This window comes from Myceligenerans cantabricum, assembly GCF_054777735.1.
In genome coordinates this window covers 203,897-218,753 of sequence record NZ_BAAHAJ010000005.1, presented here as the reverse complement: position 1 = coordinate 218,753, position 14,857 = coordinate 203,897, and the positions used below count along the sequence as shown (strand labels likewise).

The 14,857-nt window shown below is 70.6% G+C and carries 11 protein-coding genes; 6 read left to right on the top strand and 5 right to left on the bottom strand.

Features of this window, described 5'->3' with window-relative positions; genetic code table 11:
- Window positions 1–56: 56 nt before the first annotated feature.
- The 3 genes from ACYU96_RS05865 (at window position 57) to ACYU96_RS05855 (ending at window position 4,825) form a co-directional block, all read left to right on the top strand.
- Window positions 57–1,544 (top strand): family 43 glycosylhydrolase, encoded by a 1,488-nt coding sequence (locus tag ACYU96_RS05865; RefSeq protein WP_460750168.1) that lies wholly within the window; start codon window positions 57–59, stop codon window positions 1,542–1,544.
- Window positions 1,545–1,626: 82 nt separating this feature from the next.
- Entirely contained in the window at window positions 1,627–3,186 is a 1,560-nt protein-coding gene (locus ACYU96_RS05860) for an RICIN domain-containing protein (protein ID WP_460750165.1), read from the top strand.
- A gap of 91 nt (window positions 3,187–3,277) precedes the next feature.
- Window positions 3,278–4,825 carry an RICIN domain-containing protein gene (locus tag ACYU96_RS05855; RefSeq protein WP_460750163.1) on the top strand — a complete coding sequence of 516 codons (1,548 nt, stop codon included), beginning with the start codon at window positions 3,278–3,280 and terminating at the stop codon, window positions 4,823–4,825.
- Between the two features lie 160 nt (window positions 4,826–4,985).
- Here the strand turns inward: ACYU96_RS05855 and ACYU96_RS05850 are convergent, their stop codons facing one another.
- Window positions 4,986–6,542 carry an alpha-N-arabinofuranosidase gene (locus ACYU96_RS05850; RefSeq protein ID WP_460750160.1) on the bottom strand — a complete coding sequence of 519 codons (1,557 nt, stop codon included), beginning with the start codon at window positions 6,540–6,542 and terminating at the stop codon, window positions 4,986–4,988.
- Window positions 6,543–6,683: 141 nt separating this feature from the next.
- On the opposite strand from ACYU96_RS05850, the gene ACYU96_RS05845 reads away from it, so the two are divergent.
- On the top strand, window positions 6,684–7,781 hold the full coding sequence (locus ACYU96_RS05845) for a LacI family DNA-binding transcriptional regulator (RefSeq protein WP_460750158.1): 1,098 nt from the start codon (window positions 6,684–6,686) through the stop codon (window positions 7,779–7,781).
- A gap of 106 nt (window positions 7,782–7,887) precedes the next feature.
- On the opposite strand, the gene ACYU96_RS05840 is transcribed toward ACYU96_RS05845, so the two are convergent.
- Genes ACYU96_RS05840 through ACYU96_RS05825 form a run of 4 tightly spaced genes read right to left on the bottom strand, consistent with a single transcriptional unit; the run spans window position 7,888 to window position 11,892 of the window.
- On the bottom strand, window positions 7,888–8,685 hold the full coding sequence (locus ACYU96_RS05840; protein WP_460750155.1) for a DUF624 domain-containing protein: 798 nt from the start codon (window positions 8,683–8,685) through the stop codon (window positions 7,888–7,890).
- A gap of 1 nt (window position 8,686) precedes the next feature.
- On the bottom strand, window positions 8,687–9,640 hold the full coding sequence (locus ACYU96_RS05835; RefSeq protein ID WP_460750152.1) for a carbohydrate ABC transporter permease: 954 nt from the start codon (window positions 9,638–9,640) through the stop codon (window positions 8,687–8,689).
- A 15-nt stretch (window positions 9,641–9,655) separates the two neighbouring features.
- A complete protein-coding gene (locus ACYU96_RS05830) occupies window positions 9,656–10,546 on the bottom strand; it encodes a carbohydrate ABC transporter permease (protein ID WP_460750149.1) in 891 nt (296 codons plus the stop codon).
- On the bottom strand, window positions 10,546–11,892 hold the full coding sequence (locus ACYU96_RS05825) for an ABC transporter substrate-binding protein (protein ID WP_460750146.1): 1,347 nt from the start codon (window positions 11,890–11,892) through the stop codon (window positions 10,546–10,548). Before ACYU96_RS05825 ends, ACYU96_RS05830 begins: the two co-directional genes overlap by 1 nt.
- A 340-nt stretch (window positions 11,893–12,232) precedes the next feature.
- On the opposite strand from ACYU96_RS05825, the gene arfA reads away from it, so the two are divergent.
- Window positions 12,233–13,744 carry an arabinosylfuranosidase ArfA gene (gene arfA, locus ACYU96_RS05820; protein WP_460750143.1) on the top strand — a complete coding sequence of 504 codons (1,512 nt, stop codon included), beginning with the start codon at window positions 12,233–12,235 and terminating at the stop codon, window positions 13,742–13,744.
- A gap of 11 nt (window positions 13,745–13,755) precedes the next feature.
- Window positions 13,756–14,823 (top strand): arabinan endo-1,5-alpha-L-arabinosidase, encoded by a 1,068-nt coding sequence (locus tag ACYU96_RS05815; protein ID WP_460750140.1) that lies wholly within the window; start codon window positions 13,756–13,758, stop codon window positions 14,821–14,823.
- Window positions 14,824–14,857: the final 34 nt, after the last annotated feature.

Sequence of the window (14,857 nt, the reverse complement as noted above, 5' to 3'; positions counted from 1 at the left end):
ATGGCGAGCGGCCGACGGCGCCCGTTCCTCTACAACGATGTGAAGGATGGATCATGATGACGAACGCACGACACCCCGGACGACGCGTGCGAGTGGGTCTCTCGCTCGCCGCGCTCCTCACCATCGCCGCCATGGTGGCGGTCGCGCTGGTGGTGGTGCCGAGGACGACGGCGCGCGCCGCCGTCGACACCGGTCAGTGGTACACCATCCAGTCGCCCGTCTCGGGCCTGGTGCTCGACGTCACGGACATCTCCACCCAGGCCGGCGCCGGGCTCCAGCAGTGGGACCGCCTGAACGGCGAGAACCAGCAGTTCCGGTTCCTGGACTCGGGCGGCGGCTACTACCGGATCCAGGCCCGGCACTCGTCCATGGTGCTCGAGGTCTACGACTGGAACGCCGACAACGGCGCGGACATCGTCCAGTGGGACGACCTCGGCGGCGAGAACCAGCAGTGGCAGGTCCGGGAGAACTCCGACGGCACCGTCACGTTCCTCAACCGCTTCTCCGGCAAGGCCCTCGACCTGTGGGAGTGGTCGACCGAGCGCGGCGCCCGCATCTCCCAGTACGACGACAACGGGCTCGACGCGCAGCGGTGGAACCTGATCTCCGTCGACGGCGCCGCCGGGCTGAGCAACCCGATCCGCAGCAACGGTGCCGACCCGTGGATCGAGTACTGGGACGGCAGCTACTACATGTCCACCACCACGTGGGACTCCACGGTGATCATGCGCCGCGCGTCGACCCTCGCCGGCCTGAAGACCGCCCAGGACCAGGTGGTGTGGGACGACGCCGGTGACGCCGGCCGCTGCTGCAGCCACTGGGCACCCGAGTTCCACCGGATCGGCGGCACGTGGTACCTCACCTACACGTCCGGCAACTCGCAGACCAACTTCGACGGGCAGAAGATCCGCGTGCTGCGCTCCACCGGTGACACGCCGATGGGACCGTACGAGTACATGGGTACCCCGATGCCCGACCGGTGGAACATCGACAGCTCCTACCTGGAGCACAACGGCAACCTCTACCTGCTCTTCTCGGAGTGGATCGGCGCGGATCAGACGAACCGCATCATCCGGATGAGCGATCCGTGGACCACGACCGGATCGCCCACCACCATCTCCACGCCGACATACGCCTGGGAGACCCAGGGCGGGCGCACCAACGAGGGCGCCGCGGTGCTGAAGCACGGCGGCCGCACGTTCGTGTCGTTCTCGGCATCGTCGTGCAACACGCCGGACTACAAGCTCGGCCTGCTCGAGCTCACGGGCTCCGACCCGATGAACCCGTCGGCCTGGACCAAGCAGTCCACGCCCGCGCTCCAGCGCGGCAACGGCGTCTACGGGCCCGGCCACAACGGGTTCTTCAAGAGCCCGGACGGGACGGAGGACTGGCTCGTCTACCACGGGAACCCGTCCTCGACGGACGGCTGCGGGTCCACCCGGCAGACGCGCGTCCAGAAGATCACCTGGAACGGTGACGGCACGCCGAACTTCGGCACGCCGGTCCCGTCGGGCCAGGTCATCACGCCCCCCTCGGGCGAGTAACCGGCGCGCGGCCGGGCGGCACGGCCCCGGAACACCGGCGCACCCCACACGCACCACCGAGACCCGAACGGATGGAGCAACGATGCACCTCTCCCTGAGACGAACCCTCGCGGCCGTCGCGGCCGCCGCCCTGGCCGGCGTGCTCGGCGTCACGGCGGCCGCCACCTCCGCGGTCGTCGGCGCCCCGCCCGCCGCGGCTGCGCCCGGTGACGGCGACGCCTACTTCTTCCCCTACTTCACCGGCGAGTCCACCGCCGACGGCGAGACCATCAGCTTCGCCGTCTCCACCGCGGACGACCCGACGTCCTGGCAGACCCTCAACGGCGGCGAGCCCGTCCTCACCTCCACGCTCGGCACCCAGGGGCTGCGGGACCCGTTCGTCATCCGGTCCGGCGACGGCTCGACGTTCTACCTGCTCGCCACCGACCTGCAGATCCACGGCGGCGGGAACTTCGGGGACGCCCAGGAGACCGGATCCCGGTCGATGATGGTCTGGGAGTCGGACGACCTGGTCGACTGGTCGGCGCAGCGGGAGATCGACCTGGCCCCCGAGAACGCCGGCAACCTGTGGGCGCCCGAGGCGTTCTGGGACGCCGCGAACCAGGAGTACGTCGTCTACTGGGCCTCGGCGCTCTACCCCGAGTCCCTGCCCCCGGCGCAGCGGAACATCAACGACTCCTACCAGCGCATGATGTACGCCACCACCACGGACTTCCGGACCTTCTCCGAGCCGCGCGTGTGGATCGACGAGCGCCAGGGTGCCGGGCTGGGCATGATCGACTCCACCGTGGTCCAGCTCGACGGCGTCTACCACCGGTTCACCAAGGACGAGTCCGACATGACCGTGCGGCAGGAGACGTCCACGGACCTGCACCGCACCCAGGGCGTCACGTTCGGTGACGGGTGGAGCATGGTCGCCGAGCGGGTCGGCGTCGGGCAGCCCAACCCCTGGGGCGGCACCTTCACCGCCGGAGAGGGCCCGTCGGTCTTCCCCTCCCTGACCGACGACCGCTGGTACATGATCCAGGACCAGCCCAGCTACCACGGCGGCCAGGGCTACATGCTGTTCGAGACGGCCGACCTCGCCTCCGGGCAGTGGACGTCCGTACCCGGCGCCGCCCTGCCGCCCAGCCCGCGGCACGGCACCGTCCTGCCGATCACCGCGGCCGAGCACGCCGCGCTGCTCGGCGCCTACGGCGGCGGGACCGTGCCCGGCGACGGGTGGTACGCGATCGAGTCGGCCCACTCGGGGCTGGTCCTGGACATCGCCGGCCAGTCCACGGCCCCGGGCGCGCTGCTCACCCAGTACACCCGCTGGGACGGCACCAACCAGCAGTTCCGCTTCCTCGACTCGGGCAACGGGTACCACCGCATCCAGGCACGGCACTCGGGACTCGTCCTCGACGTCTACGACTGGAACGCCGACGACGGCGCCGACATCGCCCAGTGGGACGACCTGAACGCGACGAACCAGCAGTGGCGGGTCCGGCAGAACGGCGACGGGACCGTCACGTTCGTCAACCGCCACTCCGGCAAGGCCCTCGACGTGTGGGAGTGGTCCACCGAACCGGGCAGCCGCATCTCCCAGTACACCGACAGCGGCGCCGCCACGCAGAGGTGGAACCTGCACCCCGTCGGCTGACGACGGCACACGACCCGCCGGCCGACGCCGCACGCCCGTCGGCCGACGCCGGACCGAACACCTGGCACGACGATGTGACGGAGGAACGATCATGACCACACGTGCACGACGACGGTGGGCCGCGCTGGCCACGACGGCGCTCGCGGTGACGCTGGCTGCCCCGGCGGTGGCTGCCAGCGGACAGGACGGCACCACCAGGAGCGCCGTCGGACAGCAGACCGAGGCCGCGACGGCCGCTGCTGCCGACGAGCCGTACGCCGGCTACCTGTTCTCCTACTTCACCGGGGAGGGCACGGCCGACGGCGAGCAGGTCTACTTCGGCCTGAGCCGCGGCGACGACCCGCTGCACTACGACGACCTCAACGGGAACCAGCCCGTGCTCACGTCGGACATCGGCACGGGCGGCGTCCGCGACCCGTTCATCATCCGGAACCCCGAGACCGGCCGGTTCTACCAGATCGCCACCGACCTCAAGATCCACGGCAACGGTGACTGGGACGGCGCCCAGCGGCACGGCTCGCGGAACATCGTGGTGTGGGAGTCGGACGACCTGGTGACCTGGTCGGAGCCGCGGCTGGAGCTGGTGTCGCCGCCCACGGCCGGCAACACGTGGGCCCCCGAGGCGTACTGGGACGAGGCGCGCGGCGAGTTCGTCGTGTTCTGGGCCTCGAAGCTGTACGCGGAGAGCGACCCGAACCACACGGGCTCGTCCTACAACCGCATGATGTACGCGACGACCAGCGACTTCAGCACCTTCAGCACGGCACAGGCCTGGATCGACCCGGGGTACTCGGTGATCGACTCGACGGTGACGCAGCACGACGGCACCTACTACCGCTTCACCAAGGACGAGCGCTCCAACTCGGGCAGCGCGCCGTGCGGCAAGTTCATCACCGCCGAGCAGGCGACCGACCTGCGGGACACGAGCTGGGACTTCGTCGCCGAGTGCATCGGGCAGGGCGCGATCGGCCAGGGTGAGGGCCCGACGATCTTCAAGTCCAACACCGAGGACCGCTGGTACCTGTTCATCGACGAGTTCGGCGGACGGGGCTACGTGCCCTTCGAGACGACGAACCTCGCCTCCGGAGCCTGGACCCCGGTGTCCGGCTACGACATGCCCACCGACCCGCGCCACGGCACCGTCCTGCCGGTCACGCAGGCCGAGTACGACCGGCTGCGCGCGGCGTTCGGCGGCTCGGACACCGTGGACCCGGGGGCCTGGTACTCGGTCGAGTCGGCGCACTCGGGTCTCGTGTGGGACATCGCGGGGCAGTCCACCGAGCCTGGCGCCGCGCTGACCCAGTGGAGCTCGTGGGGTGGCGCCAACCAGCAGTTCCGCTTCGCCGACGCGGGCGCCGGCTACTCGACGATCGAGGCGCGGCACTCGGGTCTGGTGCTGGACGTGGTGGACGGCAGCACCGCCAACGGGGCCGACGTCGTGCAGTGGGACGCGACCGGAGGGGAGAACCAGCAGTTCCGGGTGCGGGCCAACGGCGACGGGACCGTGACGTTCCTCAATCGCAGCTCGGGCAAGGCCCTCGACCTGTACGACTTCGCGACCGACCCCGGCGCGCGCATCTCCCAGTACACGGACAACGGCAACGCCGTCCAGAAGTGGATCCTGCACGGGGCGTCGTGAGCTGACGCCGCGGGGCCCGTCGTGCGCCGACCGCCCCGCGGCGTGGTCGGTCCGTCCTTGAGTGATCGACAGCTCAAACAGCCGATCACTCAAGGACGGACCGACCATTCAAGAACCGACCGATCGCTTGCGGTCGGATTGGCGCCACGTCCCCCGGAACTCAGTTCGGCGTCAGGCGGACCGTCGTGAACGACGCCGGCGGGAGGTCCGCCTCCAGCACGTCCTGGCCCTTCGTGGACGTCACCGACACCGAGGACAGCCCACGGGGCGCGACCGTGTCCGGGGAGTCGAAGGTGTTGTGGACACCCACGGCGTCGTCGGCCACCGAACCCTCCGGAGCTGCCAGGACCGTCGCGCCGTCCAGCGCGACCGAGCCGCCGCGGAGCGCGACGCGCACGCGCGCCGGCGCGCCCGGGTCCAGGTTGGTCAGCGAGACCAGCACCGCGCCGTCCTTGACCGAGGCCGACGTCGACACGGTGGGCAGGCGCGTCCCGTCGACGCCGCGTGCTGCCCGGGGGGCGACGTCGTGCACCGCCAGCGCCGACGCGTCCTGGTGGCCCGCCGACATCGCGAACGCGTGGAACGTGGGCGTGCGCAGCATCCGCGCACCGTCCGTGAGCAGCATCGACTGCAGCACGTTGACCACCTGGGCGACGTTCGCGAGCCGGAGCCGGCGGGCGTTGTCGTGGAACGCGTCGAAGTGCACGGCCGCGACCAGCGCGTCGCGCATCGTGTTCTGCTGGTACAGGAAGCCGGGCTCGGTGCCGGGCTCGACGTCGAACCAGGTGCCCCACTCGTCCAGGGCGAGCGCGACCTTGGCGTGCGGGTCGTACGCGTCCATGACGGCGGAGTGCCCGCGGATCAGGTCACGCACGCGACCGGCCTTGCGCATCGTGGTCCAGTACGCGTCCTGGGTGAAGCCGGTCGCGGCGCCCTTGGCTCCCCAGGTGCCCGGGATCGTGTAGTAGTGGAACGACACGGCCTGGAAGAGCGGTGCCGGGTCCTCGTCACCCAGGCCCTTGCTGACCTGCTTCATCAGCGTCTCGGTCCAGGCGTAGTCGTCCTCGTTCGCCCCTGCGGCCACGCGCCGGAGCCTGTTCCCGGACAGGTCGCGCGCGTACGTCGAGTGCAGCCGCGCGAGCGAGGCGTACTGGTCGGCGCGCAGGTTGCCGCCACAGCCCCACGGCTCGTTGCCGAGGCCGAAGAACGTCACCGGCCACGGCTCGTCCCGGCCGTGCTCCCGGCGGAGGCGGGCCATCGGGGCGTCGTCGCCGCGGGTGAGGTACTCGACCCAGTCGGCGGTCTCCTGGACGGTGCCCGAGCCGACGTTCGCCGACACGTACGGCTCCGTGCCGAGCAGCTCGCACAGGGCGAGGAACTCGTGCGTACCGAAGGCGTTGTCCTCGATGACGTCGCCCCAGTGCACGTTCGCGATCCGCGGGCGCTCCCCGCGCGGGCCGACACCGTCGCGCCAGTGGTACGAGTCCGCGAAGCACCCGCCGGGCCACCGCAGGTTCGGGATCCGCAGCTCGCGCAGCGCCTCGACCACGTCGAGCCGGATGCCGCCCTCGTTCGGGACGGGCGAGTCCTCGCCCACCCAGAACCCCTCGTAGACGCACCGGCCGAGGTGCTCGGCGAACTGCCCGTAGAGATGGCGGTCGATGGTGGGGCCGGGCACGTCGAGGTCGACGACGGCGTCGAGGGCGAGGTCAGGCATACGAGCTCCTTCGCAGGGATTGTTCAACGTTAGAGGCTAGGTGGTCCGGGGGCGGAGCGCGGCCGGGCACCAGGCCGTGGACGGTTGGCATACGCTGTTGGGCGTGCGGGCTGGGAGGCCGGCGTCGGGAGGAAGTGTTTCGTGGCTGTGACCATGCAGGACGTTGCGGCGAGAGCCGGTGTCTCGATCAAGACCGTGTCGAACGTGGTCAACGGCTACCCGCACATCCGGGCCTCGACGCGCGAACGCGTCGAGGAGGCGATCGGCCACCTCGGCTACCGCATCAACGAGACCGCCCGCAGCCTGCGCACCCGGCGCACGGACATGATCACCCTAGCCGTCCCGGAGCTGTCGCTCCCGTACTTCGCCGAGCTCGCCGACTCCGTGATCCGCGCCGCCGACGCCCGCGGCCTCACCGTGCTGATCGAGCAGACGAGCCACGGCCGGGACCGGGAGGTGGACGTCCTCACGGGCCGGCGCCGGAACATGACCGACGGCCTGATCTTCTCGCCGCTCGAGCTCGGACCGGAGGACCTGGAGCTGTTCGACGTCGACTTCCCGCTCGTCGTGCTCGGCGAGCGCGTCTTCGGGGCGCCGGCCGACCATGTCACCATGAACAACGTGGCGGCCGCCAAGGCGGCGACCATGCACCTCGCCTCGCTCGGCCGGCGGCGGATCGCCGTGATCGGCGGTCACGAGGGCGAGCAGGTGGGATCGGCCGCGCTGCGCACCACGGGCTACCGGGAAGGGCTGGCGGAGGCGGGCCTGCCCTACGACCCGGCGCTCGTCGCGGAGGCGGGGCTGTGGCACCGTTCCACGGGCGCGGAGGCGATGGGCCGCCTGCTCGACGAGGGCATCGAGGTCGACGGCGTCTTCGCCCTCAACGACGCCCTCGCCCTGGGAGCGCTGCACGCCCTGCACGCCCGCCGGATGGACGTGCCGCGCGACGTCGCGGTGATCGGCTTCGACGACATCGACGACGCGCGCTACTCCGTCCCGACCCTCTCGTCCGTCGCCCCGGGCCGGGCGCAGATCGCGGAGACCGCGGTGGAGCTCCTGGCCGCGCGGATCTCCGGGGGCGAGACCGGCCCGTTCCGTCGCGTCGTCCCCGACTCCCGGATCGTGGGCCGCGAGTCGACCGGCGACGTCCCCGGCGACGCCGAGGAGAGGACGGTGACCGTCCAGGAGGGCGGCACGGAGACGGTCGAGGCACGGGCAGCGCTGACGGTCCGCGCCTGACGGGTCCGCGGTTCGCGGGCGCGTGTCCGCTCCAGGCGGTGTGGCGACCGACTCGTCTGCCGGCCGCCCGCGGACCGACTGCGGCGCCGGACCTGCCGCGAGGGCCCTAGCGCGAGGGTCCTACCGCGACCGGGCCGTGGCCGAGCCTGCCGTCGACGACCTTGCCCGTGGCCCAGAGCGGGAACGACACCCCCGCGAGGAGCGTCACCAGCGGCACGCCGAGGATCACGGCCGCTGTCGCGGCCAGCGTCACCAGGACCGCCAGGGCCACGCCCGGGGCCAGCAGCGGGGTCAGCAGCAGGTAGCGCCAGACGGCCGGTGCCGCGTCGTCGTGCGTGAGCACGACGCGTGGCCACCAGGCCAGCACGACGGCCGTCCATGCGCCGACCAGCGTGAGGCCGACCAGCATGACGGCGTGCGCGGCGCCGGTGGGGACCTGCCCGACGACGGCCGCGTCCGCCCACAGGAGCGCGCCCACCAGCCAGAAGGGCGCGAAGAGCACGTTGGACCGCCGCCAGCCGGTCCGCCACGCGTGCCAGAACCCGCGCCACGGCTCCATAGCCAGGTTCGGGTTGTGGAGCACCTCCGAGCCCGCTCGCAGCGCCGGCCCGAGGCCGAGCAGCCCCCCGCCCGCCAGCGTCCCCAGCACCACGAGCAGATTCACCTCGACGCACCGCGTCAACACCCGCAGCGCAGCCATCACCCCTCCGCTCCACCCGCTCACCTCGTCGCCCCGCCACCCCTCCCCGTCCCCCGCCGGCCCCACGCCACCCCTGCCCGCCGCCACGCCGTCCCTGCGCGCCCCCGCGCCATCTTGCGGGGTGGTCGCGGTCCCGTCCCGCGAGACGGTGTGGTCGGCGCCTGCCTGGTGGACCCGGTCGGCGCCGGCGTCGTGCGCGGACACGTCAGGCCTTCGAGCCCGTGAGGGCGACCGACTCGATGATCTGCCGCTGGAAGACCAGGAACACGGCCAGGATCGGCAGCAGCGCCACGAACGACGCCGCCATGATCAGCGGGTAGTCGCGCTGCGTCGCGTACTGGACGTTCATGTTCGCGATCACCACCTGCAGAGTCTGCCGCTCCGGGGTGTTCAGGTACAGGATCGGCGCGAGATAGTCGTTCCAGACCATCATGAACCAGAGGATGAACTGGGCCGAGACCGCCGGGCGGATGATCGGGAAGATCAGCCGCCAGAAGATCTGCCAGTAGGTCGCGCCGTCGATCTTCGCCGCCTCGATGATCGAGTTCGGCACGTTCTCGAGGTACTGCTTGAGGAAGAAGATCACGATGATGTTCCCGAAGATCGCGGGCACGATCAGCGGCAGCAGCGTGTCCACCCAGCCGATCCGCGAGAACATCACGAACTGCGGGATCATCAGCGTCGGGAACGGGATCATGATGCCGGTCAGCAGGCCGATGAAGATCGCGTTCCGTCCGGGCAGCCGCATCTTCGCCAGCGCGAACGCCGCCAGCGAGCACACGAGCGTGCCGAGCACCGTCACCGAGGTCGCGACGACGAGGCTGTTCTGGAAGCCGCTGAGGACGGAGGAGCTCGCCCACATCCGCACGTAGGTCTCCCACTGCGGGACCTCGGGGATCCACACGGGTGGCAGCGCGAAGACCTCGGGCTTGGTCTTCAGCGACGTGGAGACCATCCACACCAGCGGGGCGACCATCGCCACCCCGCCGACCGCGAGGACGACGAACGTGATCCAGTTCGCGATGCGTCCGGTGGCCTTGCGGCCCAGGCGCTTCGCGGCCGGCGCCTTCGTGCGCAGGGGCCCGCCGAGCGGGGGCCGGACCGCCGGCGTCGTGCTCGTGCTCGACGACGCCGTGGAGCTGGCCGATCTCTCAGTCATGGGGTCTCCAGGTTCTCAGTCGAGCACGAAGCTGTTCCGCTGGTTCAGGCGGAACTGCACGAGCGTGATGATCAGGATGAGGATGCCGAGCATGATCGCCATCGCGGTGCCGTACCCCATGTCCTGGTAGCGGAACGCCTGGCGCCAGATGTGGAACACGGACGACGCCGTGCTGTACTCGGGGCCGCCGGTGGGCGTCATGATGTTGATCTCGGTGAAGATCTGCGACCCGGCGATGACCTGCGTGACCACCAGGAAGAACGTCACGGGTCGAACCATCGGGAGGGTGATGGTCCGGAACTTCTGCCAGCCGTTCGCCCCGTCGAGCTCGGCCGCCTCGTAGAGGGAGCGCGGCACGGACTGGATGGCGGCCAGGTACAGGATCATCGAGTACCCGAGGCCCTTCCAGACCAGCATGATGACGATCGCGGGCTTGGCCCAGAGCGTGCTCGCGAGCCAGTTGGGCCCGTCGATGCCGAACCAGGCGAGGAACTGGTTCACCAGGCCGAAGTCACCGTTGTAGGCCCACTGCCAGAGGATCGCGATCGCCGCGAGCGACGAGATCACCGGCACGTAGTAGACGGTTCGCAGCGCGGAGCGCAGGGGGATGGCGCGGTTCATGCCGATCGCGAGCGCGAGGGAGAGCGCCAGGCCGAGCGGGATGCCGGCCATGTAGAAGAGGGTGTTGCCCATCGACTGCCAGAAGTACTGGTCCCCGAACAGGCGGACGTAGTTGTCCAGGCCGACGAAGCGCATCGCGCCCAGACCGTTCCACTGCGTCAGCGACGTGTAGACGGCGAAGCAGACGGGGTAGGCGGTGAAGAGCAGGTAGCCGAGCACCGGCGTGGCGACGAACGCCACCGCCCACCGGTGCTCGGACCTGTGCATCCGCGACGAACGCGCCATCACTCGCCTTCGTTCGCCGCCGCGGCCTGCTCGGCCTGTGCGTTGGACTCGTCGAGCAGCTGCTGCATCCGCGGCTGGACCTCGGCGAGGTACTCCTCCGCGCTCTGCTTGCCGTCCAGGACGGGCTGGATGTTGGTCCACATCTCGTCGTACCACGCGGCGCCGTACGTCACGGCGGCAGGCATCGGGCGGCCGTAGTCCTCGACGACGTCCAGGAACTCCTGGCGGTTCGCGGGGCTGCCCTCCTCCTCGGCCCACTCGGCGGCCGCGTCCTTGAGGTTCGGGACCTGGATGCCGGCGTCGACGAGCGTCTGCTGGGCGGTCTCGTCCGCGGACAGGTAGGTGACCAGCTCGACGGCGTCCTCCGGCATCGCCGTGGTGGCCGAGACGCCGATCCCGAGCGAGCCGATCCAGGTGGCGGGCACCCCGCTGGCACCGGCGGGGTAGGGGATCAGGTCGTACTCGAAGTCGAGCTCGTTGTAGGTGCTGACGTCCCACGGGCCGACGGGGAAGAAGGCGAGCTCGCCCTCCATCCAGCGCTGGTAGGTGTCGAGCGTGGCCTGCTGCTCGCTCGACGGGGTGACCTCCTCGACGGTGGTCATGTCGGCGATGTACTGGAGGGACTCGGCCATCTCCGGCGTGTCGACGGTGACCTCGGTCTTGTCCTCGTTCGTCCAGTCGGCGCCGTTGGACCAGGCGAGGGCCTGCAGGTTCCACTGGACGTTGAGGCCGGTGCCCCACTGGTCGATCTTGCCGTCGCCGTCGACGTCCTTGGTGACCTGCTTCATGATGTCCAGCCACTCGTCCCAGGTCAGGGGCGTGTCCTCGTCGGGGAGGCCGATGCCCTCCTCCTCGAGCAGCGTCTTGTTGTAACCCATCGCGAACGGGCCGACGTCCTTCGGCAGACCGTAGAGGGCGCCCTCCGGGGTGCCCTGGAGGCGGCCGTCGTACCGGTAGGAGTCGACGCCGTACTCCCAGATGTTCTCGAGGTCGATGTCGGACTCGGCGACGAGGTCGGTGATGTCGAGGAGCACGCCGGACGTGACGTACGACTGCAGGCTCGCCTGCTCGATGTAGAAGACGTCGGGCACGTTGTTGCCCGAGATCGCCGCCTGGAGCTTGGTGGCGTACTGGTCGGCGTCGGTGACGATGACCTCGACCTCCACGCCGGTGTCCGCGCTGAACCGGTCGATGGCTTCCTGGTAGGCGGCCTTCTCGTCCTCACCTCCGCGGAACATGAAGGTGATCTTGCCGTCGTCGTCGGTGCTGGAGCCGGTGCTGCACGCAGCGGTACCGGCCAGGACGGACGCGGCGACGATGCCGGCGGCCAGTCGTGACTTCCTCATCACGGGTTCCTCTCGGGTCTGCCTGGGTGCGACGGTCGAGGCAACGGTGGGATTCTCTCCCGGCGTCACCGTCGACGCGTTTTACATCGATGAAGAGATATCGACGGTGAAACCGTGGCACGAGAGCTGCGTGATGGTCAAGCAGCGGTGATCACGAGACCGCAACGATGCTCGCGCCAGGCGGGCCGGGCCGTCCCGCGGGCGTGTCGCGTGCCGGCGGCCCGGGCCGCCGGCTTGACCGATGGCCGCTCGGGTGTGCACCATCTCCATATCTACAACGATGTACAAGTCGACCTGGGCCGCAGTGCGGTCCGCGTGATCCATTCCCGGAGGAACATCCATGCACGCCGCCACCGCCACCGTCGACCCGGCATTCGTCGTCGGCCCCGTACGCCGTCGCACGTTCGGTACCTTCGTCGAGCACCTGGGTCGCTGCGTGTACACGGGGATCTTCGAGCCAGGGCACGAGACGGCCGGCGCCGACGGCTTCCGCGGTGACGTCCTGGAGCTGACCCGCGAGCTCGGCGTCTCCACCGTGCGCTACCCGGGCGGCAACTTCGTCTCCGGGTACCGGTGGGAGGACGCGGTCGGGCCGGTCGAGGAGCGCCCCAGCCGCCTCGATCTCGCCTGGCACTCCACCGAGCCGAACACGTTCGGCGTGGACGAGTTCATGAGGTGGGCCCAGCGCTCCGGCGTCGAGCCGATGATGGCCGTCAACCTGGGCACGCGGGGTATCCAGGAAGCCCTCGACCTTCTGGAGTACTGCAACGTGCCGGCCGGCTCGTTCTGGGCGGACCAGCGCCGCGCCCACGGCGTCGAGGACCCGTACCGGATCACGATGTGGTGCCTCGGCAACGAGATGGACGGCCCGTGGCAGATCGGTCACAAGACCGCCGCCGAGTACGCGCGCGTCGCCGCCGAGACCGCCCGCGCCATGCGGATGATCGACCCGGACATCGAGCTCGTCGCCTGCGGCTCCTCCAGCTCGCAGATGCCCACCTTCGGCGAGTGGGAGCGCACCGTGCTCACCGAGACGTACGAGCACGTCGACTACGTCTCCGCGCACGCCTACTACTACGAGGAGGACGGCGACCTCGCGTCCTTCCTCGCCAGCAGCGTGGACATGGACAACTTCGTCGCGGCCGTCTCCGCCACCGCGGACCAGGTCCGGGCTGCCCGCAAGCTCGACAAGCGGATCCACGTCTCGTTCGACGAGTGGAACGTCTGGTACCAGCAGCGTGCCGAGTCGCGCCCGCCGAAGGGCGACGACTGGCCCGTCGCCCCGGTGCTGCTGGAGGACAGGTACAACGTGGCCGACGCCGTCGTCGTCGGCAGCCTGCTGATCTCGCTGCTGCGGAACACCGACCGCGTGCACGCCGCGTCGCTCGCGCAGCTCGTGAACGTCATCGCGCCGATCATGACCGAGCCGGGCGGCCCTGCCTGGAAGCAGACGACGTTCCACCCGTTCGCCCTCACCTCGGCGCACGCGAAAGGTGAGGTGCTCCGGATCGCCGTCGACTCGCCCGTCGAGGAGACGGAGCGGTTCGGCGGGGTGCCGGTCCTCGACTCCGTCGCCACCCACGACCCCGAGTCCGGCGACGTCGTCGTCTTCGCCGTGAACCGCTCGGTCACCGAGGCCATCGGCCTCGACGTCGACCTCCGCGGCTTCCCCGGCCTCCGTGTCGAGGACGCGATCACGCTCGCCAACCCCGACCACACGTGGCAGGCGACCGCCGCCGACTCGACGTCCGTGGCGCCGCAGCCCAACACGTCCGCCAAGGTCGCCGACGACCGCGCCCGGGCCGAGCTGCCGCCCGTGTCCTGGTCGATGATCCGCCTGGCGCGGGCGTGAGGCGCGGGACGATGATCGCACTGGCCGCAGGGCTGCTCGCCGCCGTCGGGGTCGGGGGCGGCGCGTACCTCCTGACCCGCGACGGCGTGCCGTCGGCCGGAGGCGGCCTCGCCTCCGCCGGCGACCTGAACGTGCACGACCCGGCCCTGGTCGCCGGGGGCGACGGCGAGCCATGGTTCGTCTACGCGACCGGCGACGTCCGCGCCGGCTTCGGCGCGCCGCGGATCATCAGGTCCGACGACGACGGCGTCACCTGGGCCGACGCCGGCACCGCCTGGGACCGGGCGGGCGACCCCGAGTGGGTGCGCGACCCGGGGACCGGCGTCGCCGGCGTGGAGAACTACTGGGCGCCCGACCTCTACCGCCACGACGGGACCTGGTACCTCTACTACTCGGCGTCCACGTTCGGCTCGAACGACTCCGCGATCGGGCTCGCCACCGGGACCACCCTCGACCCCGACGACCCGGACTACGGGTGGACGGACCAGGGCCTGGTCGTGCGGTCGACGCCCGGCGAGACCCACTACAACGCCATCGACCCCGGCGTGGTCGAGGACCGCGACGGACGCCCGTGGCTGTTCTTCGGGTCCTTCTGGGGCGGCATCCAGGTGGTCCCGCTCGAATGGCCGTCCGGGAAGGCGGCCGAGGGGGTCGTGCCCGTCGCGCTCGCGTCGCGGGTCGGGGTGCCCGGCAACCCGGTCGAGGCGCCCTTCGTCGTGCGGCGCGACGGCTGGTACTACCTGTTCGTCTCCTGGGACAAGTGCTGCAGCGGCGTCGACTCGACCTACCGGATCATGGTGGGGCGCTCGCGGGAGGTCACGGGGCCGTACCTCGACGCCGCGGGCAAGGACATGGCGCTCGGCGGCGGCACCGAGGTGGCGAGCACGTCGGGCCGGATGATCGGGCCGGGCGGGCAGACCGTCTCGGTGGTGGGTGCGCCGGGGTCGCCGTCGGCGGCGTACTATCTGGCATTCCACTTCTATGATGGTGACGAGGGCGGCGTGCCGACGCTTGCCGTGCGTGAGCTGAGCTGGGACCGTGCGGGCTGGCCCGAGGTGTCCTCGGGCGGGCCGGGGTGAGGCCTGTTTCTCCGCAGGGTAGGGCGTCTTGTTC